General features: G+C 74.0%; 22 protein-coding genes. 6 read left to right on the top strand and 16 right to left on the bottom strand.

The genetic code is table 11. The features are described from left to right. Positions 1-40: 40 nt before the first annotated feature. Together ETD96_RS16035 and ETD96_RS16030 are read left to right on the top strand one after the other, a co-directional pair. Positions 41-1,153 (top strand): alkaline phosphatase family protein, encoded by a 1,113-nt coding sequence (locus ETD96_RS16035; protein ID WP_138637224.1) that lies wholly within the window; start codon positions 41-43, stop codon positions 1,151-1,153. 71 nt (positions 1,154-1,224) lie between these two features. Further along, positions 1,225-2,055, top strand: coding sequence for a sulfurtransferase (locus ETD96_RS16030; protein ID WP_240807701.1), 831 nt, complete (start codon positions 1,225-1,227; stop codon positions 2,053-2,055). A 19-nt stretch (positions 2,056-2,074) separates the two neighbouring features. Here ETD96_RS16030 and ETD96_RS16025 read toward each other — a convergent pair whose 3' ends face one another. From ETD96_RS16025 to ETD96_RS16010, 4 genes are read right to left on the bottom strand one after another with little or no spacing between them, the layout of a single operon-like run. Continuing rightward, positions 2,075-4,585 carry a CHAT domain-containing protein gene (locus ETD96_RS16025; RefSeq protein ID WP_240807699.1) on the bottom strand — a complete coding sequence of 837 codons (2,511 nt, stop codon included), beginning with the start codon at positions 4,583-4,585 and terminating at the stop codon, positions 2,075-2,077. Continuing rightward, positions 4,582-5,031, bottom strand: coding sequence for a hypothetical protein (locus ETD96_RS16020; RefSeq protein ID WP_138637220.1), 450 nt, complete (start codon positions 5,029-5,031; stop codon positions 4,582-4,584). The genes ETD96_RS16025 and ETD96_RS16020 overlap by 4 nt, the downstream gene beginning before the upstream one ends. Then, the gene (locus ETD96_RS16015; RefSeq protein ID WP_138637218.1) at positions 5,028-5,552 is read right to left on the bottom strand and encodes an RNA polymerase sigma factor; all 525 of its coding nucleotides are present in this window, start codon (positions 5,550-5,552) and stop codon (positions 5,028-5,030) included. The genes ETD96_RS16020 and ETD96_RS16015 overlap by 4 nt, the downstream gene beginning before the upstream one ends. Before the next feature lie 38 nt (positions 5,553-5,590). Further along, positions 5,591-6,802: a S8 family peptidase gene (locus tag ETD96_RS16010; protein WP_171069051.1), complete on the bottom strand. Its 1,212-nt coding sequence runs from the start codon at positions 6,800-6,802 to the stop codon at positions 5,591-5,593. A gap of 342 nt (positions 6,803-7,144) precedes the next feature. Between ETD96_RS16010 and ETD96_RS16005 the strand changes: the two genes are divergently transcribed. Next, positions 7,145-7,639: a DUF3145 domain-containing protein gene (locus ETD96_RS16005; protein ID WP_138637214.1), complete on the top strand. Its 495-nt coding sequence runs from the start codon at positions 7,145-7,147 to the stop codon at positions 7,637-7,639. A gap of 203 nt (positions 7,640-7,842) precedes the next feature. Here ETD96_RS16005 and ETD96_RS16000 read toward each other — a convergent pair whose 3' ends face one another. From ETD96_RS16000 to ETD96_RS15955, 10 genes are all read right to left on the bottom strand, one after another. Beyond that, on the bottom strand, positions 7,843-9,150 hold the full coding sequence (locus ETD96_RS16000; RefSeq protein WP_138637212.1) for a beta-ketoacyl-[acyl-carrier-protein] synthase family protein: 1,308 nt from the start codon (positions 9,148-9,150) through the stop codon (positions 7,843-7,845). Positions 9,151-9,234: 84 nt separating this feature from the next. Beyond that, entirely contained in the window at positions 9,235-9,486 is a 252-nt protein-coding gene (locus ETD96_RS15995) for an acyl carrier protein (RefSeq protein ID WP_138637210.1), read from the bottom strand. Between the two features lie 56 nt (positions 9,487-9,542). Next, a complete protein-coding gene (locus ETD96_RS15990; RefSeq protein ID WP_138637208.1) occupies positions 9,543-10,511 on the bottom strand; it encodes a beta-ketoacyl-ACP synthase III in 969 nt (322 codons plus the stop codon). Then, a complete protein-coding gene (locus tag ETD96_RS15985; protein ID WP_138637228.1) occupies positions 10,508-11,422 on the bottom strand; it encodes an ACP S-malonyltransferase in 915 nt (304 codons plus the stop codon). Before ETD96_RS15985 ends, ETD96_RS15990 begins: the two co-directional genes overlap by 4 nt. A gap of 126 nt (positions 11,423-11,548) precedes the next feature. Continuing rightward, positions 11,549-12,730: a PucR family transcriptional regulator gene (locus ETD96_RS15980; protein WP_240807697.1), complete on the bottom strand. Its 1,182-nt coding sequence runs from the start codon at positions 12,728-12,730 to the stop codon at positions 11,549-11,551. Between the two features lie 53 nt (positions 12,731-12,783). Then, positions 12,784-13,833, bottom strand: coding sequence for an alpha/beta hydrolase (locus ETD96_RS15975; protein WP_138637206.1), 1,050 nt, complete (start codon positions 13,831-13,833; stop codon positions 12,784-12,786). Between the two features lie 11 nt (positions 13,834-13,844). After that, on the bottom strand, positions 13,845-15,011 hold the full coding sequence (locus ETD96_RS15970) for an acyltransferase family protein (RefSeq protein WP_138637205.1): 1,167 nt from the start codon (positions 15,009-15,011) through the stop codon (positions 13,845-13,847). Continuing rightward, positions 15,004-15,951 (bottom strand): alpha/beta hydrolase, encoded by a 948-nt coding sequence (locus ETD96_RS15965; protein ID WP_138637203.1) that lies wholly within the window; start codon positions 15,949-15,951, stop codon positions 15,004-15,006. The genes ETD96_RS15970 and ETD96_RS15965 overlap by 8 nt, the downstream gene beginning before the upstream one ends. Positions 15,952-16,083: 132 nt before the next feature. Then, positions 16,084-16,749, bottom strand: coding sequence for a response regulator transcription factor (locus tag ETD96_RS15960; RefSeq protein ID WP_138637201.1), 666 nt, complete (start codon positions 16,747-16,749; stop codon positions 16,084-16,086). Next, on the bottom strand, positions 16,746-18,023 hold the full coding sequence (locus ETD96_RS15955; protein ID WP_138637199.1) for a sensor histidine kinase: 1,278 nt from the start codon (positions 18,021-18,023) through the stop codon (positions 16,746-16,748). The genes ETD96_RS15960 and ETD96_RS15955 overlap by 4 nt, the downstream gene beginning before the upstream one ends. A gap of 84 nt (positions 18,024-18,107) precedes the next feature. On the opposite strand from ETD96_RS15955, the gene ETD96_RS15950 reads away from it, so the two are divergent. After that, a complete protein-coding gene (locus tag ETD96_RS15950) occupies positions 18,108-19,136 on the top strand; it encodes a PHP domain-containing protein (protein WP_205719294.1) in 1,029 nt (342 codons plus the stop codon). Positions 19,137-19,146: 10 nt separating this feature from the next. Here the strand turns inward: ETD96_RS15950 and ETD96_RS15945 are convergent, their stop codons facing one another. Continuing rightward, positions 19,147-20,160, bottom strand: coding sequence for an extracellular catalytic domain type 2 short-chain-length polyhydroxyalkanoate depolymerase (locus ETD96_RS15945; RefSeq protein ID WP_138637195.1), 1,014 nt, complete (start codon positions 20,158-20,160; stop codon positions 19,147-19,149). Between the two features lie 26 nt (positions 20,161-20,186). Beyond that, positions 20,187-21,518 (bottom strand): tannase/feruloyl esterase family alpha/beta hydrolase, encoded by a 1,332-nt coding sequence (locus ETD96_RS15940; protein ID WP_138637193.1) that lies wholly within the window; start codon positions 21,516-21,518, stop codon positions 20,187-20,189. A 258-nt stretch (positions 21,519-21,776) separates the two neighbouring features. Here ETD96_RS15940 and ETD96_RS15935 point away from each other — a divergent pair, with 258 nt between their 5' ends. Then, complete coding sequence (locus ETD96_RS15935) at positions 21,777-22,550, top strand: ABC transporter ATP-binding protein (RefSeq protein WP_138637191.1); 774 nt, start codon at positions 21,777-21,779, stop codon at positions 22,548-22,550. Then, on the top strand, positions 22,537-23,150 hold a 614-nt coding region (locus tag ETD96_RS15930; RefSeq protein ID WP_138637189.1), incomplete at its 3' end, for an ABC transporter ATP-binding protein. The genes ETD96_RS15935 and ETD96_RS15930, both read left to right, overlap by 14 nt.

Raw genomic sequence — 23,150 nt, 5'->3', positions numbered from 1 at the left:
GGTGTGGGGGGTCGCCCCCCACGGGGAGGGGCGCTCGGTGATGGAGGTTCCTGTACCTCGGTATGGGGCCGGGGCGCTTTCTGATCTTCCCGGGTCGGTGCTGGCGGCGCTCGGCGTTCCGGGTGCGGTGAACGTGCTGGGGCTGCCCGAGTTGCCGCGCGCGTGCGTTCTGCTCGTGGACGGGCTCGGCTGGGAGCAGCTCAGGGAGCATCCGGACGAGGCCCCCTTCCTGAACGCGATGGACGGCGGCCCGATCACGGCCGGGTTCCCGGCGACGACCGTCACCAGCCTGGCGTCGCTGGCGACGGGGGCGCCGCCCGGCGGGCACGGGCTGCTGGGCCTGCAGGTGGCGGTGCCCGGCACCGGCCGGCTGCTGAACTGCCTGCACTGGAAGGACGACGACCCGGATCCGGCGGCGTTCCAGCCCGTCCCGACCGCGTACGAGCGGGCGGGGGCGGACGGCGTCGAGGTCGGCTACATCTCGCTGCGCCAGCACAAGCGGTCGGGGTTGAGCCGGGCGACCGCCCGCGGCGCCGAGTACCTGTCCGCCGAGGGCCTCGGGCAGCTCGTCGGGCGCGCCGAGGCGGCGCTGCGCCGCGGTGACCGCGCCTACGTCACCGCCTACCACGCCGACCTGGACGGGACCGGCCACCGCTTCGGCGTCGGGTCCGCCGACTGGCGGCACCAGCTGCGGTTCGTGGACGTGCTCGCCCAGCAGATCGCGGCGGTCCTGCCGCCGGGTGCGGCCCTGTACGTGACGGCCGACCACGGCATGGTCGACCCGTCCGAGCGGGTGGACGTCGACACCGTCCCCGAGTTGCAGGACGGCGTCGCGCTCCTCGGCGGGGACGCCCGCGCCCGGTATGTCTACAGCGAGCCCGGCGCCCACGACGACGTACTCGCCGCCTGGACGGCCCTGCTCGGCGACCGCGCCTGGGTCGTGCCGCGCGAGCAGGCCGTGGCGGACGGCTGGTTCGGCCCCCTCGGCGACGGCATGCGCGAGCGCATCGGCGACGTGATCGCCGTCCCGCGCACCGATCTCGCGATCGTCGCGTCCGAGCGGGAGCCGTGGCTGAACCGGATGGTCGGCATGCACGGCTCCCTCGTCCCGGCGGAGCAGCTCGTGCCGCTGCTCGCCACGTCCCGTCCCTGACACACAGCGGATATGAGATGAACCAGGATTCGCCCCTCCCTAATCAGGGCATTTACGCGCAAACTGGCCGTGTGCACCCTCTCATCGAAGTGCCCGCGCTGGACCGGCTGCTCCGGCGGCAGGCGCCCGTGGTCCTGCTGGACGTCCGATGGCATCTGGCGGGTCCGCCGGGGATCGAGTCCTACCGCAAGGGTCACCTGCCGGGCGCCGTGTTCGTCGATCTCGACCGCGACGTGGCGGGCCCGCCCGGGAACGGCGGCCGGCATCCCCTGCCCGAGACCGCCGTCTTCGAGGCGGCCATGCGCCGCGCGGGCGTGTCGCACGACAGCCTGGTCGTGGTGTACGACGACGCCGACTCCACCTCCGCCGCCCGCGTCTGGTGGTCGCTGCGCTACTTCGGGCACGACCGGGTGCGCGTCCTGGACGGCGGCTACCGCGCTTGGACGGAGGCGGGCCACCGGCTGAGCACGGCCGAACCCGAGGTGAAGCCGGGCGACTTCATCGCCAACCCGGGCCGGCTGCCCGTGCTGGACGCGGAGGGCGCCGCCGAGCTGGCGAAGGCGGGGGTCCTGCTCGACGCGCGCGCCGCCGAGCGCTACCGCGGCGAGCAGGAGCCGATCGACCCGGTCGCGGGTCACATTCCGGGGGCCCGGAACGCTCCGACGTCCGGAAACGTCGGCGTGGACGGCCGTTTCCTGCCGCCCGGGCTGCTGCGCGAGCGCTTCGCCCAACTCGGCGCCACCGACGCCCTCGACGTCGGCGCCTACTGCGGTTCCGGGGTGACCGCCGCCCACGAGATCCTCGCCCTCAACCTCGCCGGCATCCCCGCGGCCCTCTACGTCGGCTCCTGGTCGGACTGGGTGAGCGACCCGTCCAATCCCGTCGCGACCGGCGACGCCTGACCCGGCTCTTACCACCCTCTCACCCCGCGCCCATCGCCAGGAAACCGGTGGTGGCCGGGGTGCGGGGGAGCGCGGCGAGGGCCTCGGCGGGGCGGCGGCCGGACGCCACGGCCGCGTGGAAGGCCGCCATGAACTCCGGGGTCGCCTCGTCGCGGACGGGGGTGACGCTGGCGATCACCGTGGCGGTACCGAGGGCGAGGAGCGCGCCGGCCATGCCGAGGACGGCGTCGCCCTCGCCGGCGCGGCCGATGTCGCAGGCCGACAGCACGACCAGGTGCGGCGCGTCAGCGAGGTCGTCGAGGTCGTGCACCATCAGCGGGCCGTCGGCGAGCCGCAGCCGCGAGAACAGGGCATTGCTCTCGCGGAACTCGCCGTGCGCGGCGATGTGGGCGAGGGACGCGCCGTCCAGGGCGTCCCGGACGGCCTCCGCGCGCGCTTGCACACCCGTCAGGACGCGCGCCTGAGGGTGGAGCCGCTGGAGCGCGGCGACCTCCCGTTCGGCGTGGCGCAGATCGGGACCCGCGACCAGGACGGCGTGCCCGCCGGGAGGAGCCGCCGCATGGGCCTGGAGCCAAGCGCTCGCGGACGGGACGACCGTGAACGGCCGCCCGGCCAGCGACGGCAGCGCCGCCCACGGCAGGCCGTGCAGGGCGCCGGTCGGGGCGATGACGAGGTCGCGGTCGCCGGTGACGGGGCCCAGCGGGCCGAGCAGGAGCCGGTCGAGGCGCTCCGCCGCGGCGGTGAGGGTCGCGAGGGCCTGCGGGTCGTCCCGTTCGGCGAGGCGGCGCGCGGCGAACCGGAGGAGGCCGGTCTCGCGGTCGACGCCCTCGCACGGCCCGAGGGGGTGGCGGCGCGGCAGCCCGTCCGCGACGGTGACGGCGTGCAGCTCGCCGCCGGTCGCGACCAGCTCGACGAGGACCCGGTCGCCCAGCGCCGCGGCGATCTCGGCGGGCTCGGCGGTGCGGGGCGGCGCGGCCCCGGACGGGCGGCACCGCGTCCGCGACCGGATCCGCGCCTCCAGCGCCCCCAGGTCCGGCGCGAGCGCGGACGGCCCGCCGCCGCGCGCGGTGTCGGCCGTGTGGCCGCTGCTCAGCGCGCGGAGCGCGGCCAGCGCGGCGGCGCGCTCGGGGTCGGCGGGCGGGCGGACCCGCACCGGGCGCGCGATCGCCCGGCGCCGCTCCTCCACGGCGAGCAGTTCCGCCGCCGAACGGGCCAGGGCGAGGCCCAGCTCGGCCAACTCGGCGGCGAAGCCGGCCGCGCGGGCGCGCAGGTCGAGCGCGCCGAGCACCTCCGCGTGCTCCTCGGTCACCCGCAGCCCCGCGTTGACGGCGGCCACGGCGCCCTCCCGGTCGTGCCGCGCGGCGCGTTCGAGGGCGAGGGCGTGCCAGGCGGCGATCTGGGTGGACGCACGCCCCCGCGAACGCCCGACGGAGGACAGCAGGTGCCCGGCGGGCCTGCCCAGCTCCAGCGCGACACGCGCCGCCACGATGCGGGCCTCGTCGGCGGCGTCGGACCAGCCGCCGCCCTCCAGCCGCTCGGCCGTCGCCGCCGCCGAACGGAGCAGGACCGGGGAACGTTCACCGCACGCCCATCTGGCCCTGAGCAAGGCGTGCTCGGCCAGGAGCATCCATCCTGTGCGCTCCTGCTCGGCGAACATGGTGCGGGCGTGCTCGGCTGCGGCGGTGGCGTCCTCCGGGTTGCCGCCGGCCAGTTCGGCGTGGGCGAGGAGCAGGAAACCGTCCGCGACATCGCACCCGTACCCGTTCGCCATGGCCGCCTCCAAGGCGGCGGTCAGGACGGGACGCGCCTCATCCGGCAGGCCCGCCATGATGAGGGTCTCCGCCTGGTCGAACCGGCACTGCGCCAGACGTTCACCGGTCAGGCCCGGTTCGGCCTCTGCGAAGAGGCGAAGCGCGCGCGGGGCGTCCCCACGCCGCGATACCGCGAAGGCCAGGTTGCCCTTCGACATGGCCGTCTGATGGCACAGCCCAGCGGCTTCACCCACGGCGACGGCCTCCGCCAGGGCCTGTTCAGCTCCGTCGTAGTCACCGCGAAAGGCGCACGCCAGACCCAGATTAGTGAGGAGGCCGTTCAACGCGGCCGCGTCATTGCCTTCGCGTAACCGGGGCAGGGCGGCCTCGGCCACCGCATGGGCCTCGTCCAGCCGTCCGGCCCGAGCCAGGGCGCATGCCCTGTTCGCGGCGAGCCTGTCAGCGTCACGGCCGTGCAGAACGGGTTGCGCCTCGTCCGCGCGGGCGAGGGCCTCGTTGACGTCGCCGCGCGCCGTGAGCAGGCCGACGAGGTTCATCCGCACCTGTGCGGCCGTGTAGCCCTCGGCGAGGCGCAGGGCGCGGTCCAGGTGGGCGATGCCCTCGTCCAGCCGCCCCAGCTCCTTGGCCGCCAGCCCCGCCACCCGCAGCGCGAGGACATCGCCGCCGTCGTCGTCCAGCAGCTCCCGCGCCCGCGCCCACGCGGTCGCCGGGTCCGTCCCCGCCAACGCCAGCAGCGCGCTCTCGTCCCGCCCGGTCACAGATGGATCCAGCTCGTCACGATCGAGGAGCCGTCCTCCAGCCGGAACACGAGGCTGACCAGCCCTTCCGGGACGCGCGGGACGCAGAACAGCCCGGCCGGCTCGGTCCGCGCGCTGATCCCGCCCGGCGGCAGGTCGCGGTGCCGGACCTCGACCAGCGCCGCCGCGGACGGGACGAGCCGCCCGCTGATCTCCCGCTCCCGGCCCTGCTCGGCCACCTCGATCTCCACCTCCCGGCCGGGGCAGCTGAACGTCAGCGTCCGGCACGCCCCGCCGCGCACCCCGGCCGCCGTCCGGCCGCTGCGGTCGTGCGCCAGCTCCGCCAGCGCCGCGGCCGGGAGCCGCCACGCGATCGACGCGCGCGCCGCCGCCAGCACGTCGGCGGGCACGGGGTCCAGGACCTCGAAGGCGTCCCGGACCCCGGACATCAGCTCGTCGTCGTTCACGGGACGAGCCTCCGCAGCGCCTCCAGGCAGCGCGCCCGCGTCGGCGCCACGCTGCCGACCGGGATGCCGAGCGCGGCGGCCAGCTCGGCGTGGCTCGGCGCCAGCGCGAACAGCCGCAGCAGCGTCCGGCAGCGGCGCGGCAGCGTGTCGAGCGCGGCGCCGACCCGGCCGAGCCGGTCGCGGTCGGCGACGACCCGCTCGGGGCCCGGCTCCGGCCGCCGGGGCGCCGGCACCAGCGGCACGTCGCGGCTCCTGCGCCGCACCAGCCGCAGGCTCTCGTTCCGCGCCGTGGTGGCCAGCCAGCAGCCGGTGGCCGCCGGGTCCCGCAACCCGTCGATCCGCTCCACCAGCCGCAGCCACGTCGTCTGCACCACGTCGCCCGCGTCGGCGTCGTTCAATCCGTGCGAGCGGGCGATCGACCACAGCAGCGCGCTGTGCCGCTCGACCAGCCGGGCCCACGCGTCACCGTCGCCGCCGCGCGCCCGGACCACCAGCTCGTCCGTTCCGTCCTTATGGGCCACCGAAGTCTCCTTCCGAGGCCCCCCGCTTATTGCTGACCCTATGCCATCGAACGCTGACTGTCAGTATCATTTTGCGACCCGATGACGACGCCCAGGCCCGCGCGGACCGGATGCGCCGCCGGATCGAGCACGCGGTCGGCCGCCGCGACCGCGCCGACGCCCTCCGCCCCCGCGAGCCCGGCGATCCGGCCCGCGACCGCCGGCGCAGCGAACGACGTCCCGCTCCACGTCGCGTAGCCCGCGAACCGGTCGGGGTCGATGCCGCGCACCGGCGGCCGCGCCCCGTCGAACGAGACGAACGTGCTGGCGACGTCGACGCCCTGCGCGCACGCGTCGACCCACCAGCCGTGGTTGGAGAACCAGGCGCGGTCGTCCCCGTCGAGCGCCCCGACGCCGATGACCGGCTTCATCGCGGCGGGCCAGAACGGGCGGTCGGTCGCCGCGTTCCCCGCGCACGCCACCACGACCGTCCGGCGGCCGAGCGCGGCGACGGCCTGGGCGACCACCGGCGACGGGCGGTCGTCGTAGGTGTGGCAGCCGAGGGAGAGGTTCACCACGTCGGCGCCGCCCGACTCGGCGAGGCCGGCGAGCGCCCGGATCACGTCCAGTTCGTCGCCGACCCCGTCCCCGCCGATGACCCGGCGGACCCGCAGCCGCGCCGCCGGCGCCTGCGCCAGCACCACGCCCGCGACGAACGTGCCGTGCCCCGCCTGCGCGTCCAGCGCGTAGTCGAGATCTTCGTCCAGGACCTCCGCGTCCTCCGCGCGCTGCTCCCGGTACCAGTCGGCGCCGGCGTACCAGGGGTGCGGTGCGAGGCCCGTGTCGAGGATCGCGACCGTCACGTCCCGCCGCGCCTGGACGGCCTCCGGCGCGGGCAGGGGCGCGGCCGGACGGGGCAGGTCGGCGGGCCCGCTCCACCACATCGGCTGGCCGAGGACGAGGTGGTTCGGCGCCGCGCTCAGCCCGCGGGACCGCGCGCCCCTGCCGGGCACGCCCGCCGCGAGCATGGCCGCGACCTCGCACACGTCCACCTTCGCGGGGGCGCGCAGCCGCAGCCGGGAGACGCCGTACTCGTCGTGCCGTGCGTCGGACCAGCGCCGGAGGACGTCCTCGGCCGCGCCGGCGTCCCGCCCGGCGACGAGGATCTCGTCCCGGCGGATCAGGGCCGGACGGCCCGGCAGCGGCTCCACCACCACCGCGCCGGGATGCCGGACGAGCACCCGCTCGATCCGCGCCTGCTGGTCGAACATCCGTCCTCGCTTTCGCCCTCGCGGCCCCGCGGTCATGGTGCCGGATCATCGACGCACCGTCACCGGAAACGAACGGAAAGTGCCTGGCGGTGAAGGGCGTCGCGGTGGTCGGCGACGGCCCCACCGGGTTGCGTGCTTTCGTCGCGGACCGCCCGCCGAGGGCCTACCCTTGTCGCGCGGACCCGGTGAACGGCGCGCATCGTGCGGTCAAGCGTTCGATAAACAAGGAACTCACGGTGGTGCCAGACGGGCCGATGATGCACAATGAGGGACGCGGACGCCGACTTGGGACGTACGAGGCCGTAGGGGAAGACGAGCCTCGGTACAGATCCAGGAGGTCCGGTGACCGCACGTGGCGTCTTTTACGTCCACTCCGCGCCGCCTGCGCTGAGCCCGCACATCGAGTGGGCCGCCGCAGGTGTTCTCGGTGTGCCCGTTTCCCTTGAGTGGGCAGATCAGGCGGCCGCGCCGGGAACGCTGCGCGCGGAGCTGCATTGGGAGGGCAGGCCCGGTACCGCCGCGGGCATCACCTCGGCGCTGCGCAATTGGAAGCTCGTGCGGTTCGAGGCCACCGAGGACCCCACGCCCGGCACCGACGGCGTGCGGTTCAGCTTCACGCCGTCCCTCGGGGTCTTCTCCGGCGTCATCGGGGCCAACGGCGACATCCTCGTCCCCGAGGACCGGCTCCGCGCCGTGATGGCCAACGCGGCGGTCGGCAAGACCACGCTGGAGCACGAGCTCGACCGCCTCCTCGGCACGCCGTGGGACAACGAGCTGGAGCCCTTCCGCCGGGCCGGCGACGGCGCCCCCGTCCGCTGGCTGCACGCCGCCGTCTGAGCCCCGCCGGTCCGCGCGCCGCGCCCGGCACGTGGCCGGCCGGGGCGTGCCCGCCCCTCAACGCGCACGCCCCCACGCCGGTGAGCGACCACCGCGCTGACGGCCACCGCTACCGGCGAGTGGGCGGCGCGCCGGCCGAGGGCTTGGGACGGGAACGGCCCGGTGAGCCGTGAGGCTCGCCGGGCCGTTCCCGTGCGCGGGTGTCAGAGGGCGCGCTGGAAGGCGACCGACACGTTGTGGCCGCCGAAGCCGAACGAGTTGTTCAGCGCCGCCGCCGGGCCGTCGGAGATCTTGCGCGGCTCGTCCCGGACGATGTCCAGGTCGGCCTCGTCGTCGAGCTCCTCCAGGTTCGCGACGAAGGGGATGAGCCCCTCCTTCAGCGCGAGGACGGTGAACACCGACTCCAGGGCGCCGGCGCCGCCGAGCAGGTGCCCGGTCATCGACTTGGTGGCGGTGACGGCCACCTGGCGGGCGGCGTCCTCGCCGAGGCCCGCCTTGATGGAGGCGAGCTCGGCCACGTCGCCGGCAGGGGTGGAGGTGGCGTGCGCGTTGATGTGCACGATGTCGGCGGGCTCCAGCCCGGCGTCCTTCAGCGCGCGCTGCATCGCCTTGGCCTGCCCCGCGCCGCTCGGGTCGGGCAGGACGATGTCGTAGGCGTCGCCGGAGTAGCCACAGCCGGCGGCGATGCCGAGGACGCGGGCGCCGCGGGCGCGGGCGTGCTCCTCCGACTCCAGGATCAGCACCGCGGCGCCCTCGCCGAGGACGAACCCGTCGCGGTTCTTGTCGTAGGGGCGGGACGCGCGCTCCGGCGCCTCGTTGCGGGTCGACATCGCGCGCATGGCCCCGAACGAGGCCATCTGCAGCGGGTGTATGCACGACTCGGTGCCGCCGCAGATCACCACGTCGGCGCGGCCCGCGCGGATCATGTCGATGGCGTAGCCGACGGCCTCGCCGCTGGACGCGCAGGCGCTGACCAGGGCGTGCGAGCCGGCCATCGCGCCGAACTCGATGCCGACGTGCCCGGAGGCGCCGTTCGGCATCAGCATCGGGACGGTGAAGGGCGAGACCCGCGACCAGCCCTTCTCGCGGTAGACGTCATAGCTGTTGAGGGCGGTGTGCAGGCCGCCGATGCCGCTGGAGAACACGACGCCGAGGCGCTCGCCGTCGACGGTGTAGCCGCCGTCCACGCCGGCCTTCTCCATGCCCTTCTGCGGCTTGCCGCCGGTCGACGGCGCGAACCCGGCGTCGGCCCACGCCTCGCGCGCGGAGATCAGCGCGATCGCCTGGTTGCGGTCGAGGCGGCGCATCGCCTGCTTCGGCAGGACCTCGTCCGGCTGGACCTTCAGCGTCGCCGCGAACTGGACCGGCAGTTGATCGACGCCCTCCCAGTCCAGTCTCCGGACCCCGGATTCTCCGGCGAGCAGGGCGGACCAGGTCGACGGCAGGTCTCCGCCGAGTGGGGTCGTTGCACCGAGACCGGTCACCACGACTCTGGTCTGGCTCTTGCTCATACTGGGTGCTCCTTGCGGACTGGGAGGGGAGAAGGGCGGGCGCGCCGCCTTCCGGCCGGGCCGGCGGCGCGCCGTCCCGAGGTGCTAGCTCTGCAGGTTCTGGACGAAGTTGACGACGTCCTTGACCGTCTTCAGGTTGCGCAGCTCGTCGTCCGGGATCTCGACGCCGAACTGGTCCTGCGCGGCCACGGCGATCTCCACCATCGACAGCGAGTCGATGTCGAGGTCGTCGATGAAGTTCTTCTCGGGGGTCACCTCGGCCTTGTCGATGCCGACGATGTCGTCGATGATCTCGGCGAGGCCGGTCAGGATCTGCTCTTCGGTGGCGACTGCCATGGTTCTGCGTTCTCCTTCGGTGGGTTGGTCCAGGCCCGGCGGGCAGGCGTGACGGCCTACGGGATCTGGATGACTTGGGCAGCGTAGGACAGTCCGGCCCCGAAGCCGACCAGCAGGGCCGGGGCGCCGGACGGCACGTCGCCGCGTTCGATCATGCGGGAGAGCGCCAGCGGGATGGAGGCGCCCGAGGTGTTGCCGGAGTGGACGATGTCGTCGGCCACGACGGCGTTGGCCGCCTTCACCTTGCGGGCGATGGCCTCGATGATGCGCAGGTTGGCCTGGTGCGGGACGATGGCGGCGAGGTCCTCCGGCTTGATCCCGGCGCGCTCGCAGGCCTGGAGCGCGATGGGGGCGATGGCGGTGGTGGCCCAGCGGAACACCGCCTGGCCCTCCTGCCGGATGAACGAGTGCCGGTCATCGATGATGATCTTGTCGTACTTGTCGCCGGCGCTGCCCCACACCACCGGGCCGATGCCGGGCGAGTCGCTGCCGCCGACGACCGCGGCGCCCGCGCCGTCCGCGAAGATGATGCAGGTGGAGCGGTCGGTCCAGTCGATCCACTGGGACATCTTCTCGGAGCCGATGACCAGCACGTTGCGGGCGCTGCCCGCCTGGACGGCGGCGCTGGCGGTGGCGAGGGCGTAGCAGAACCCGGCGCAGGCGGCGTTGAGGTCGAACGCGCCGGGCGCGTCGATGCCGAGGCGGTGCGCGACGAGCGCGGCGTGGCTCGGCATCGGCGACTCCGCCGAGCAGGTCGCGAGGATCACGAGGTCGATGTCGGACGGGTCGAGGCCGCTGCCCGCGAGGGCCTTGCCGCCCGCGTGCACGGCGAGCTCGACGATGCCCTCGTCGTCGCCGGCGATGCGCCGCTCGGTGATGCCGACGCGGCTGCGGATCCACTCGTCGCTGGTGTCGACGGTCTCGGCCAGCTCGTCGTTGGTGACGATGCGGGCCGGCCGGTAGTCGCCGAAGGCGAGGACGCGGGCGCCGGCGGTCGGCGCGGGGATCGTGAGCCCGGCGGTCATGACGCGTCCGCCTTGATCAGCTCGCGGGCCTTGTCGAGGTCGTCGGGTGTCTTGAGGGCGACCAGCGGGACTCCCTTCAGCTCGCGCCGGGCGAGGCCCGTGAGGGTCCCGGCGGGCGGCAGCTCGATGATGCCGGTGACGCCGATCTCTCGCATCGTCTCCATGCACGCGTCCCAGCGGACGGGCGCGCTGACCTGCTCGACGAGCCGGGCCACGAAGTCGCCGCCGCCGCTGACGGCGGCGCCGTCGCGGTTCTGCAGCAGCGTGGTGCGCGGGTCGGCGGCGCGGACGCCGGCGGTGAGCCGGCGGAGCGTGTCGACGGCGGGCTCCATGTGCTCGGTGTGGAACGCGCCCGCGACCGACAGCGGCCGGAGCCGCGCCTTGGCGGGCGGCTCGTCGGCGAACTTCGCGAGCCGCTCCATCGTCCCGGCGGCGACGATCTGGCCGGCGCCGTTGACGTTCGCGGGGGTGAGCCCGTGCTTGTCGATGGAGGCGAGCACCTCGTCGGTGTCGCCGCCGAGCACCGCGGTCATCCCGGTCTCGGTGACGGCGGCGGCGTCGGCCATCGCCCGGCCCCGCTCCCGGACGAGGACCAGCGCGGTCTCCGGCGTCAGCACCCCGGCGATCGCGGCGGCGGCGAGCTCGCCGACGCTGTGCCCGGCGACGGCGCCGGGGACGGCGTCCTCGTAGAGCACCTCGTAGGCGGCGAGCGCGGCGGCGACCAGCAGCGGCTGCGCGACGGCGGTGTCGCGGATCTCCTCGGCGTCCGCCTCCGTCCCGTACCTGACCAGGTCGAGCCCCGTGACGGCCGACCACCAGGCGAGACGGTCGGCGACTCCGGGTATCTCTAGCCATGGCTGCAGGAAGCCGGGGGTCTGGGCGCCCTGGCCGGGCGATGCGAGGAGAATCACAGCGTCCAGCATTCCGTCAATGTCCGCTGACCTCGATACCGATCAGCACGAACTTTGGTCGGAACCCTTTGTACGACCCCTACAACCCCTTAGGGCGCGTCCGCCGGGTAGGGGTCGGCCGGGAGGTCAGCCGTGGGCGGAGCGCGTCCCGAAGCGGCCGAGGACCAGGGCGATGCGGAGGGTGAAGGCGTTGCGGCCGTCGGTGGGCGCCAGCCCGGTCAGCTCGGTGACGCGGCGGAGCCGGTACCGGACGGTGTTGGGGTGGACGAACAGCAGCCGCGCGGTGGCCTCCAGCGACGAGCCCTGTTCGAGGTAGGTGGTGAGCGTGTCGAGCAGGGGCGCGCCGGCGGCGAGCATCGGGTTGTAGACGCTCTCCACGAGGTAGCGGCGCGCGTCGTCGTCGCCGTCCAGGGCGCGTTCGGGCAGCAGCTCGGTCGCGTGGACGGGACGGGGCGCGTCGGGCCATCCGGCGGCGGCGCGCAGGCCGGCGACGGCGGCCTGCGCGGAGTGGGTGGACTCGTAGAGGTCGGCGACCTGCGGGCCGACGACGACGGGCCCGGGGCCGCACTTGGCGGCGATGGGGCGGGCCGCCTCGACGGGGTCGATATCGCCGCCGACGATGACGATGACGCGGTGCCCCTGCACGCCGGCGAGCACGTCGGCGCGCGCGCGGCGCGCGGCCAGCTGCATCTGGTCGATGGTGACCTCGGGCTCCTCGTCTTCCGGGGTGAACCCCGCGATGACGGTGACGGGCTTGGACGTCCAGCCGAGGGCGGCGGCCCACGAGTGCATGCCGTCGTCGACCTCGCCGCGCAGCACCGCGTTGACGACGAGGGCCTCCAGGCGGGCGTCCCAGGCGGCGCGCGTCTCGGCGGCGCGCGCGTAGACCTGGGCCGCGCCGAACGCCACGTCGCGGGTGTAGCGGAGGATGGCCTCGCGGAGCTGGGCCTCGCCGCCGGGCGCGGCGAGCTCGTCCAGCCGGGTCTCCACCACCTCGATGATGACGCGGATCATGTCGATGGTGTGGTGCAGCTTGATGGAGCGCAGCAGCTCGCGGGGCGCGGTGCCGAACACCTCGCCGGCGATGGCCGGGCGCGTCTTCTCGTTGTTCTTGAACCACTCGACGAACGCGGCGATGCCCGCCTGCGCGACGAGGCCGATCCAGGACCGCTGGTCGGCCGGCATGCGCCGGAACCAGGGGAGCTGCTCCTCCATGCTCGCCAGCGCCGCGGTGCCGAACGTCCCCATGGCCTTCTCCAGGCGCTGGGTGGTCTGGTCGCGGATTTCGGCCTCGTTCGCGGTGTCCACCACCCCAGGGTGCCACTATCCCGATGATGACCCGACCCCGAGTGCCGGACGGGTCAGCCGTGCGTGACCTCGGAGGCGCGGCCGAGCGCGATGTCGGTGAGGTTGCGCAGCGACGCCGAGCCGGGGGCGAGGTAGTCGCTGTGGCCGCCGGATCCGGCGTCGAAGACCCGCGCGCCGAACTCGGGGGAGACCGGGTCGGGGCCGAGGCCGATGCCGAGGAAGCGCACGTGGGGGACGTCCTCCATCCAGTCGGTCGTGCCGCGCCCCGCCCAGACGCGGGCGGTGCCGCTCAGCTTGGACGCCGACCAGGCCGACGTGCCGGGACTGCCGTAGAGGGCGATGTCGGTGACGTGACGCCAGGACGTGCTCTTGGGCGCGTCCAATGCCGCACGGCCGCACACCACCGAGCCGTAGCTGTGGCAGAGCAGACCCACGGTCGCGCTGGGGTTGACCCGGTGCAGGCCCTTCACGAAGTGGCGCAGTTTCCCGGCGCCTTCGTCGGCCCGGTCGTCGGTGAGGACGTCGCTGCTGAACGTCTTGGGCGCCGCGTAGCCGAGCCAGGCGACGACCGCGAGCTCCGGGTCCGGCGCCATGGAACGCGCCTGCGCGTAGACGGCGCGCGCGCCGCCGCCCGGTGTCGACCACGGTTTGCCGCCGCGCGTGTCGAACGCGGACAGCGTGGTGTCGGCGCCGGGGACGAGCACCGCGACCCGCCGCGCCCGGGTGAGGTCGCCGACGACCTCGACGGCGCGCCCGCCGCCGCGCGGGTCGAAGTAGAGGAAGCGGCGTCCGGGCTGGAGGAACGCGCCGAGCGCCTTGCCGCGGTCGGTGTCGCCGACCGACTGCGCCGTCTTCAGCGCCTTCTCGATGGCGCCGCGTTCGGCGGTGTACCGGACGTCCAGCGTCGAGGGCGCCAGTTCGGGGACGCGGACGGGCGCGGCGTAGGGGTCGGCGTGCCCGGTCCCGGCCGTCGTCAGCATGATCACGCCGATGGACGCGGCGCCCGCCAGGGCCCGGCGCAGCCGCCGCGAGCGCGGCCGCCGGACATGCGTCCCCGGCGGCCGCCGGACGTGGGACCCCGGCATCACGGCGTTCGGCGGCATCGTGCGTATGTCTACCCTCCAGGGTCGGTGCGGCGGCGCGGCGCCCGTTCGAACCGGCCGGTCAGGGCGCGGAGCACGGCCAGCACCACCGCGAAGGCGGCCAGCCACGGCAGCCGCATCATGATCCATTCCGGGCGGCCGGGTGCCGTGTGCACCCCTTGCAGGCTACCCAACGTGAGGAGCGTCACCGAGGTCACGGCCATCAGCGCGGTCTGGTGCCACAGGAAGACCGTCATCGCGGAGCGGCCGGACGCGTCCAGGGCCGACCGCACCCGGGCGTGTCGCGTCCAGCGGGTGAGGGGCCCGTGCAGCAGCACCGCGAGGCCGGTCTGGGCGAGGCCGAACGCGACGGCCGCGAGCGTCGGCGGGCTGAGGTTGGAGACCGCGGCGCCCGGCACGCCGACCATGCTCGCCGGATACCCGGCGAGCAGCACGAGCAGCGCGGTCGCCGCCGTGCCGCCGCCCAGCAGGGCGAGCCCGGCGCGGCGGGAGCGCAGCGCGCCGCGCGCCCAGCCGGTGCCGAGGTAGAACGGCAGGAGCCAGGCGGTGAGGACGGTGGCCCAGCCCGTCCACCCGGGCGTGTCGAGCGCGAAGCGGCCGAGGTCGATCGCGGCGGTCGCCGCGACGAGGAGCGCGGCGCCGCGCGGCCCGAACCGGTCCCACGCGGACGCGATCAGCGGGCCGCACGCCGTCAGCACCACGTACACGCAGAGGAACCACAGCGGGCTCAGGACCAGTTCGAGCATCGTCCGGACGGTGCCGGACGAGAACCCGGCCCACCGCAGGGCGATGGCGGCCGGGATCCACGCGAGGGCCAGGACGGGCAGGGGCCGCGCGAACCGGGTCAGGCGCCGCCGCATCAGCGCTCCCCACGCTTCGCCGGGACGCCGCGACTTCGCCGCCGAGTAGCCGCCGACCAGGAAGAACACGGCGAGCGTCTGGAAGACCCAGGAGATGGGTGCGAGGTGGGGCATCGTCTTCAGCGGGCTGGTGACGTGCAGGTCGCGGCCGGAGGGGTCCGCGACGAACGCGGTGACCAGCCAGTGGCCGAGGACGACGCCCAGGATCGCGAGGACGCGCAGCGCGTCCACCGCGTAGTCGCGTTCCGGCGCGCGGGCCGGGCGAACGTGCGCGCGGGCCGGGCGGACGTTCGCTTCTCGTAAACGCGTGTCAAGCACGGCTGACCTCCGCGGTGCGGCCGAGGGCGATGAGGGTGAGGTTGCGAAGCGCGCGCGAGCCGGGCTTGAGGTAGGCGCTGTGCGGGCCGGTGCCGGCGTCGAAGCGGAGTGCGCCGAAGCGCGGCGAGACGGGGTCCGTGCCGAAGCCGAGCCCTGCGAAGCGGACGTTGGGCACGTAGCGCATCCAGTCGCCCTTGGCACGGCCCGCCCACACGCGCGCGGGCGTCCCCAGGTCGGCGGCCGTGTCGACGGTCGTGCCGGGGCTGCCGAAGAGCGCGATGTCGTCCACGGGCAGTGGCGCGATGCGCGGGGCGGCCTTCGCGCAGACCACCGAGCCGTAGCTGTGGCAGAGCAGGGCGAACCGGGCGTTCCCGTTCACCCGGTGGATGCCGGTGAGGAGGCGCTCCAGCCCGCGCGCGCCGTCCTCGGCTCGGCGGCCCGTGAGGACGCCGGGGCTCAGCGTGGAGGGCGAGTCGTAACCGAGCCAGGCGATGACCGCGAACCGTGAGTGCGCGGCGTTCCCGCGAGCCTCTTGATAGAGGGCTCGGGTTCCGCCGCCGACGAACTTGGGCGAGTCGTAGTTGGCCAGCGTGTTGTCCGCGCCGGGAACGACGACGGCGATGCGGTCGGCGTGCTCCAGGTCGCCTACTACTTCGACGGCCCGCCCAGAACCGCGGGGGTCGAAGGCAAGAAAGCGCCTGCCCGAGCCCACGAAGGCGGACAGCGCGCGCGCCCGGTCCTCATCGTGGACGCGTTCCGCCGTGGCCAGGGCCCGGCCGATGTCCCGCTCGGTGGTCTGGTAGCGGGCGGTCAGGGCCGGCGCGGACAGCGCGGGCAGCGGCCCTGGAGCGGCGTACGGGTCGGCGTGCCCCGCCGCGGGGGCCGCCGAGCCCGCCGCGAGGAGCGACACGGCGGCAAGGGACTGGCGCACACCCGGCATCGGGCCCGTCCTTCCTGGTCAGTGGTTCGCAGCACTGATCAGGAAGGTAGAAATCGGACACCCGGCCGGGGATCACCCGGCGGAGCCGTCTTGCGGCGTGCGACCACGGTCCGACGGCGTGCCACCCGGGTATCAGTCGCCGGGCCGGACGAGCCCCACCTCGTAGGCGTAGACGATCGCCTGCGGGCGGTCCCGGAGCCCCAGCTTCATCAGGATCCGCCCGAAATGGGTCTTGACGGTCTGCTCGGCGACGACGAGCTTCGCGGCGATCTCCCCGTTGGACAGGCCCCGCGCCACCAGCCCGAGGACCTCCGTCTCCCGCTCGGTCAGCTCCTCCAGCCGCTTGCGGGACGGCGCGCGCGGCCCGCCGAGCCGGGAGAACTCGGCGATCAGCCGCCGGGTGACCGACGGCGACAGCAGCGCGTCGCCCGCCGCGACGACCCGCACCGCGTCGGCCAGCTCGGTCGCGGACGCGTCCTTCAGCAGGAACCCGCTGGCCCCCGCCCGCAGCGCCGCGTAGACGTAGTCGTCCAGGTCGAACGTCGTCAGCATGAGGACCTTCGGGACGTCGCCCGACGTCTCGGACAGGAGCCGGCGGGTCGCCTCCAGGCCGTCCATCACCGGCATGCGGACGTCCATCAGCACCACGTGCGGGGCGAGCTCGGCGATGCGCCGCAGCCCCTCCTCGCCGTTCACCGCCTCGCCGACGACCTCGATGTCCGGCTGGGCGTTCAGCAGCACGCCGAACCCGGCGCGCACCATGCCCTGGTCGTCGACGATCACGACCCGGATCGTCACGTCGTCTCCCGCGCCCTCAGCGGCAGCGTGGCGGTCACGGCGAATCCTCCCTCGGCGGTGGGGCGGGCGGTCAGCTCGCCGCCCAGCGCGGCGGCCCGCTCCCGCATCCCGAGCAGCCCGTGGCCGCCGCCGGGCAGCGGCGTGCCGGGGACCTGTCCGGCGGCGGGCGGGCCGTTCACGACGCCGAGCCACACTAGACCGTCGTCTCGGGACACTTCGACGTCCACCCGGGAACCGGGCGCGTGCCGCATCGCGTTGCTCAGCGCCTCCTGCATGATCCGGTACGCGGTGAGGCCCACACCGGGCGGCAGCCCGGCGAGATCGCCCTCCAGCCGCGTCTCGACCCGCAGGCCCGCGCCGCGCGCGTTGCCGACCAGCTCGTCGAGCCGGTCGAGGCTCGGCTGCGGGGCGGTCTCGGCGCCGTCCTCCGCGCGCAGCACGCCGAGGATCCGGCGCAGCTCGGTCAGCGCGTCCAGCGCGGTCGCGCGGATCTCGGCGAGGTCCCGCCGGGTCTCGTCCGGGACCTCCGCGACCTTGTACGGCGCCGCCTCCGCCTGGATCGCGATCATCGACATGTGGTGCGCGACGACGTCGTGCAGTTCCCGCGCGATCCGCTGCCGCTCGGTCAGCACCGCCTCGGCGTCGCGGTGCCGCCGCTCCTGCTCGGCCAGCTCCCGCCGCGACGTCCGCCGCACCCGGACGGCGTAGCCGACCGTCAGCGGCAGCAGGAGCAGCACCGACGCCCCGGCCCCGGTCTCCGGGTCCTTGATCCACACCCCGGCGAAGGAGATGATCCCGACGCCGAGGGTGATGTCGCGCGAGCAGCGCACCGCGACCGTGTACACGCACACGATCGCCGCGAACGTGCCCGCCGGGACGTACGGGACGGTCAGCCACCCGTCCACGTCGACCAGCGCCATCGCCGCGAAGCTCAGCCGCCACGCGCCCAGCGGATGGCGGTCCCGCAGCGCGAGCGGCGCGGTGACCGCGACCGCGATGAGCAGCTTCGTCCCGTCGGACACGTCCAGGCCGCGGCGTGTGGTCTCGGTGGTCAGCAGCGACACCGTCCCCGCGACCAGCCCGACGGTGAGCGCGAGCCCGAACAGGTTCGTCACGAGCCCGTAGGGGAGCCGGCCGACGCCGATGTAGCGGGTCCAGCGCAGCAGCAGCGGCCAGGGCCGGTTCAGGGGGGCCGGGTCCGCCCGGCCCGTGAACGCGGCGGCCACCAGCACGTCCCGCAGGATGCCCCGCAGCGTGAGATTGTCCCCGGCCATGCCGCCAGGCTAAAGCCGCCGCGGACTCACCCGGATGACACCGTGGTGGGACGCATCAGGTCATACCTGGGTACGGTGCGAGGCGTGGAGCCCGTCGAAGCGCTGCGCCGCATCGCGTTCCTGCTGGAGCGCGCCCACGAGCCGACCTACCGCGTGCGGGCGTTCCGCACGGCCGCCGACCTCGCCGAGCGGACGCCGCCGGACGAACTGGCCGACCGCGCCCGCGACGGGACGCTGACCGCGCTGCCCGGCATCGGCAAGGTCACCGCGCTGGTGATCGAGGAGGCGCTGCGCGGCGAGACCCCCGTCTACCTGCGCCGCCTGGAGGCGACCGAGGGGCGGCCGCTCGACGAGGCCGCCGCCGCGCTCCGCGCCGCCTTGAAGGGGGACCTGCACACCCACAGCGACTGGTCGGACGGCGGCTCGCCCATCCGGGAGATGGCCGAGACGGCGCGCGGCCTCGGGCACGAGTACCTCGCGCTGACCGACCACTCCCCGCGCCTCAAGGTGGCCAACGGCCTGTCCGCCGACCGCCTCCGCCGCCAGCTCGACACCGTCGCGTCGCTGAACGAGGAGCTGGCGCCGTTCCGCGTCCTCACCGGGATCGAGGTCGACATCCTGGAGGACGGCACCCTCGACCAGGAGCCCGACCTGCTCGCACGCCTCGACGTCGTCGTGGCCAGCGTCCACTCCAAGCTCCGCATGGACCGGGTCGCCATGACGAAGCGCATGGTCGCCGCGATCGCGAACTCGCGGGTGAACGTCCTCGGGCACTGCACGGGGCGGATCGTGAAGGCGGGCGGCAAGCGCGGCGGCCTGCGGCCCGAGTCGGAGTTCGACGCCGCGCTCGTCTTCGACGCGTGCGCCGCCTACGACGTCGCCGTCGAGATCAACTCGCGTCCGGAGCGGCTCGACCCGCCGAAGCGACTGCTGCGCGTCGCCGCCGAGGCGGGCTGCCGCTTCTCCATCGACTCCGACGCCCACGCGCCGGGCCAGCTCGACTGGCAGCCCTTCGGCTGCGAGCGCGCGGCCCGGTGCGGGGTCGAGGCGTCCCAGCTCGTCAACACCCTTCCCGCCGACGAGCTGGTGGCCTGGACGCGTTCCAAACTCTGACTCCGGGCGACTAGCCGCCCAGGGCGTGGACCATGCGCATGATGGTCTCGATCTGCTTGCCGCCCTTCATGTCGTAGGCGGTGTCGCCGCCGTAGCCCCACCAGTTCCAGCAGCCCTGCGGGTTACCGCCCGTCCAGCTGGACGCGGTGGCCTGCGGATACAGGACGATCGTGGCGTTGGTGTCGGCGTATTCGTTGAGGTGCGTCTTCGTCGCGAACGTGGTGCCGACGAGGCTGCGGCCCTGCTGGCATCCGTGCAGCGCGACCATCAGCCGGCACGTGCTCGATTCGCACGCGGCCGGAATGTACGCGAATCCCTTGGCGTCCATGCTGATGGACGAGGCGCTGCCGTACGGCGCGTAGGCGTTCTGGTCGAACTCCATGAGCGTTCCGCCGGGTGCGGACGCGGGCGGCGCCACGCTCCCGTAGAGGTGCGCGAGCATCGCGCCCTCCGGGTCGTCGCCGCAATTGTTGATGTAGGGCGTGTAGGTCGCCGTGCACGGATTGGGGCCGAGGGGGCTCACCCATGCGTGTCCGGCCGGGGACGTCTTGTTGTAGGAGACGGCGGCGCCGAAATCGCGGTGGAAGCCGGCGAGCCCGTCGTTCACCGACTGCTTGACGGTCATGTCGTTCGTCCCGTGGTGAATCCAGACGGGATGCCCGGCCAGGTTCGCCACGGGGTCGATGCGTCCCTGGGCCGCCCGGTCGCGGGCCGTGCGCTCCAATTCCGCGGGATTGTCGTCGTACAGGTCGTTCATGCACGCGAGTTGTGCGGTGACCACGCTTCCCCGCGCGCAGTGGTACGGGCCGGCGCTGAAGATGCCGGCGCCTTTGAACGTCCCCGAGTAGGCGACGTGGAGTTGGTCCGCCATGTATCCGCCGGACGAGATGCCGCTGACGTAGGAGGCGCTGATCGTGTGCTGGGGAAGCGTTCCGGCGAGTGGCGCGGCGGCCGCGGACGGGGAGGCGGTGGCCGCCGTGAGGGCGAGCGCGGCGGCGGCCGTGAGGATCGGGGTGGACTTCATGACACGAGACCTCCTCGGTTCTGGTGTCAGCTGAAGGAGCAGGTGTTGGCCAGGTCGCCGGACGCGGGGCGGGGAAGCGTCGCGCTCTTCGGCGGGGGCGTGCCGTTCCGCGTCCAGGATTCGAGGGCCGTGAAGGCGGTGCGCATGCAGGGGAGGAGAGGGCGGAGGCGGTTGGGGTAGGTGTCGTAGAGGCCGTCGACGTGGTTGGCGGCCTCCAGGCGGTAGTAGCGGTAAGGGGCCTTTCCTCGGGCGCGGACGAGTTTCGCGTAGACGTCCGAGTCGGTGCCGATCGGCAGGAGCGTGTCGTAGGTTCCCTGGAGGGTGATCAGGGGTTTGCGGATCTGCCCGGTGAGGGATATCCGGGCCACCGCGCGGTGGACTTCCTTCGGGCGGGAGGCGTAGTCGTACTCGGCTTCCGGCCCGGTGTAGGCGGGGTCGAATTCCTCGCGGTAGATGCGCTGGGTGAGTTCCCAGTAGACCTGGTCGTGGAACGGCCAGAGGAATTCCGAACCGGGTGCCAGCCCCGCCTTCAGCAGCGCCTTGTGGGCGGACGGGTCACCGGTGGCCGCGTAGGCCGGGTAGGCCCGCAGGATGGACGGGAGATAGGTGAACAGGTTGGGGCCGTCGGCGCGCCAGAGCGTGCCTTCGGCGTCGATGCCGCCGTCGTAGAGTTCCGGCCGGTTCTCCAACTGCCAGCGGACGAGGTAGCCGCCATTGGAGATGCCCGCCGCGTAGGTGCGGCCGGGCGAGCGGCCGTAGCGGCTCGCGACGACCTTCTTCGCGGCGCGGGTGAGCTGGGTCAGGCGGTGGTTCCATTCGGCGACGGCGTCGCCGGGGCGGCGGCCGTCCTTGGAGAACTCCACGCCGCTGTTGCCCTTGTCGGTCGCGGCATAGGCGTAGCCCTTGGCGAGCGCCCAGTCGGAAATGGTGACGTCGTTGGCGTACTGGCGGCGGTTGCCGGGGGAGCCCGCGACGACGAGGCCGCCGTTCCAGCGGTCGGGCAGCCGGATGACGAATTGCGCGTCGTGGTTCCAGCCGTGGTTGGTGTTGAAGGCGGAGTCGTCCGGGAAATAGCCGTCCAGCTGGACGCCGGGGACGCCGGACGGGTTGCGCGTCCCGGCGGCGTGCAGGCCGGCGAAGTCGGCGGGGACGGTGTGCCCGGACGCGACCGTCCCGGCGGTGGTGAGGTCGTCCAGCCGCGCCGACACCAGCTTCTCGGCTCCCGGGACGGTGAGCGCGCGTTCCCGCGCGTGGCCCGGTGAGGTGTGGCCCGGTGCGGCGTGGGCGGGTGCGGCGAGGGCCGCGACCAGGGCGCCGGTGGCGAGGCCGGCGGTCAGGGCGGCGGTGCGGACGGGCATTCCGGCTCCTCGGGTCGGCGTCAGTGCCCGCCATGGTGGGCGCCCGCTGTGACCGCGACCACGTGGCCCGTCCACATATCGGCGGAGGCCGCCATGTGCGGGGCGTGCTGACCTGCGCGTGATGTGGGTCACAGCCGTATCGGCCGGTCCGAATATGGGGGCCGCTCACATGGTCCGGCCCGCGGGCGCGACCTAGCGTTCCCGGTCACGAGGGCCCGGTGTGTCTCGGGTCACCTTAGACGAGATTGAGGAGGGCGCATGGGCGATCCCGTCCCGCAGGCCCCGGTGCTGAAGGCGCGGGGCCTGGTCCGGGAGTTCCGCGGTTTCCGTGCCGTGGACGGTGTGGACCTGGATGTGGGGGAGGGGTCCGTGCACGCGCTGGTGGGGCCGAACGGCGCCGGCAAGACGACGTTGTTCAACCTGCTGACCGGGTTCTTGAAGCCGACCGCGGGCAGCGTCCGGTTGGGGCGGCATGAGCTTGCTGGGCGGAGTCCGGAGGCGATCACGCGGTTGGGCGTGGCGCGCTCGTTCCAGATCACCAGCCTGTTCGCCGAGCTGACCCCGCGGCAGCACGTGGAGCTGGCGCTGGCCGGGCGCAGCGGCCTCGGCTGGCGGTTCTGGCGGTCGGACGCGGCGCTCGGCCGCTACTCCGGCCGCGCCGCCGAGCTGCTCGACCAGGTCGGGCTGGGCGAGCACGCCGACGTCACGGCGGGCGCGCTCGCCTACGGCCGCAAGCGGGCCCTCGAACTGGCGCTGGCCCTCGCGCTCGACCCCAAGGTCCTGCTGCTGGACGAGCCGACCGCCGGCATGGGCGTCGAGGACGTCGGCCGGACGGTCGAGCTCATCAAGAAGGTCCGCGCGGGGCGGACGGTGGTTCTGGTCGAGCACAACATGAGCGTGGTCGCGAGCCTGGCCGACCGGGTGACGGTGCTTCAGCACGGCCAGGTCCTGGTCGAAGGGCCGTATGCCGAGATCCGCCACGACCCGCGTGTGGTCACTGCCTACCTCGGAGACTCCCATGCTGCGCGTTGACGGACTGTCGGCCTGGTACGGCGAGGCCCAGGCCCTGCGCGACGTTTCGCTGCACGTCGACAAGGGCGAGATCGTGACGCTCGTCGGCCGTAACGGCGCCGGCAAGACCACGCTTCTGCGCTCACTCATGGGGCTGCATAAAGGGACGTCCGGAACGGTCCGTTTCCTGGACGAGGACATCTCCTCCCTGAGCCCGCATAAGCGCGCGCGCCTCGGCCTTGGTTACGTGCCGGACGACCGCGGCATCTTCGCCTCCCTCTCGGTGGAGGAGAACCTGACGCTTCCGCCGCGCATGGGGCCGGACCCGTGGTCGATGGAGCGGGTCTACGAGACCTTCCCGCGGTTGAAGGAGCGGCGGCGGTTCCCCGGGACGAAGCTGTCGGGCGGTGAGCAGCAGATGCTCGCGCTGGCGCGGGTGCTGCGGACGGGCGCGCGGCTGCTGCTGTGCGACGAGCCCACCGAGGGTCTGTCGCCGCTGATCGTCCAGCAGATCGGCGCCATCCTGCGCGAGGTCAAGGCCGCCGGGGTGACCGTCCTGCTGATCGAGCAGAACGTGCACTTCGCCGCCACCGTCGCCGACCGCCACCACCTGCTCGCCGA

The sequence above is a fragment of the Actinomadura geliboluensis genome (assembly GCF_005889745.1).
GTDB classification, from domain to species: domain Bacteria; phylum Actinomycetota; class Actinomycetes; order Streptosporangiales; family Streptosporangiaceae; genus Spirillospora; species Spirillospora geliboluensis.
The sequence above is the reverse complement of the archived record's forward strand: the minus strand, read 5'-3'. Positions and strand labels throughout refer to the sequence as shown.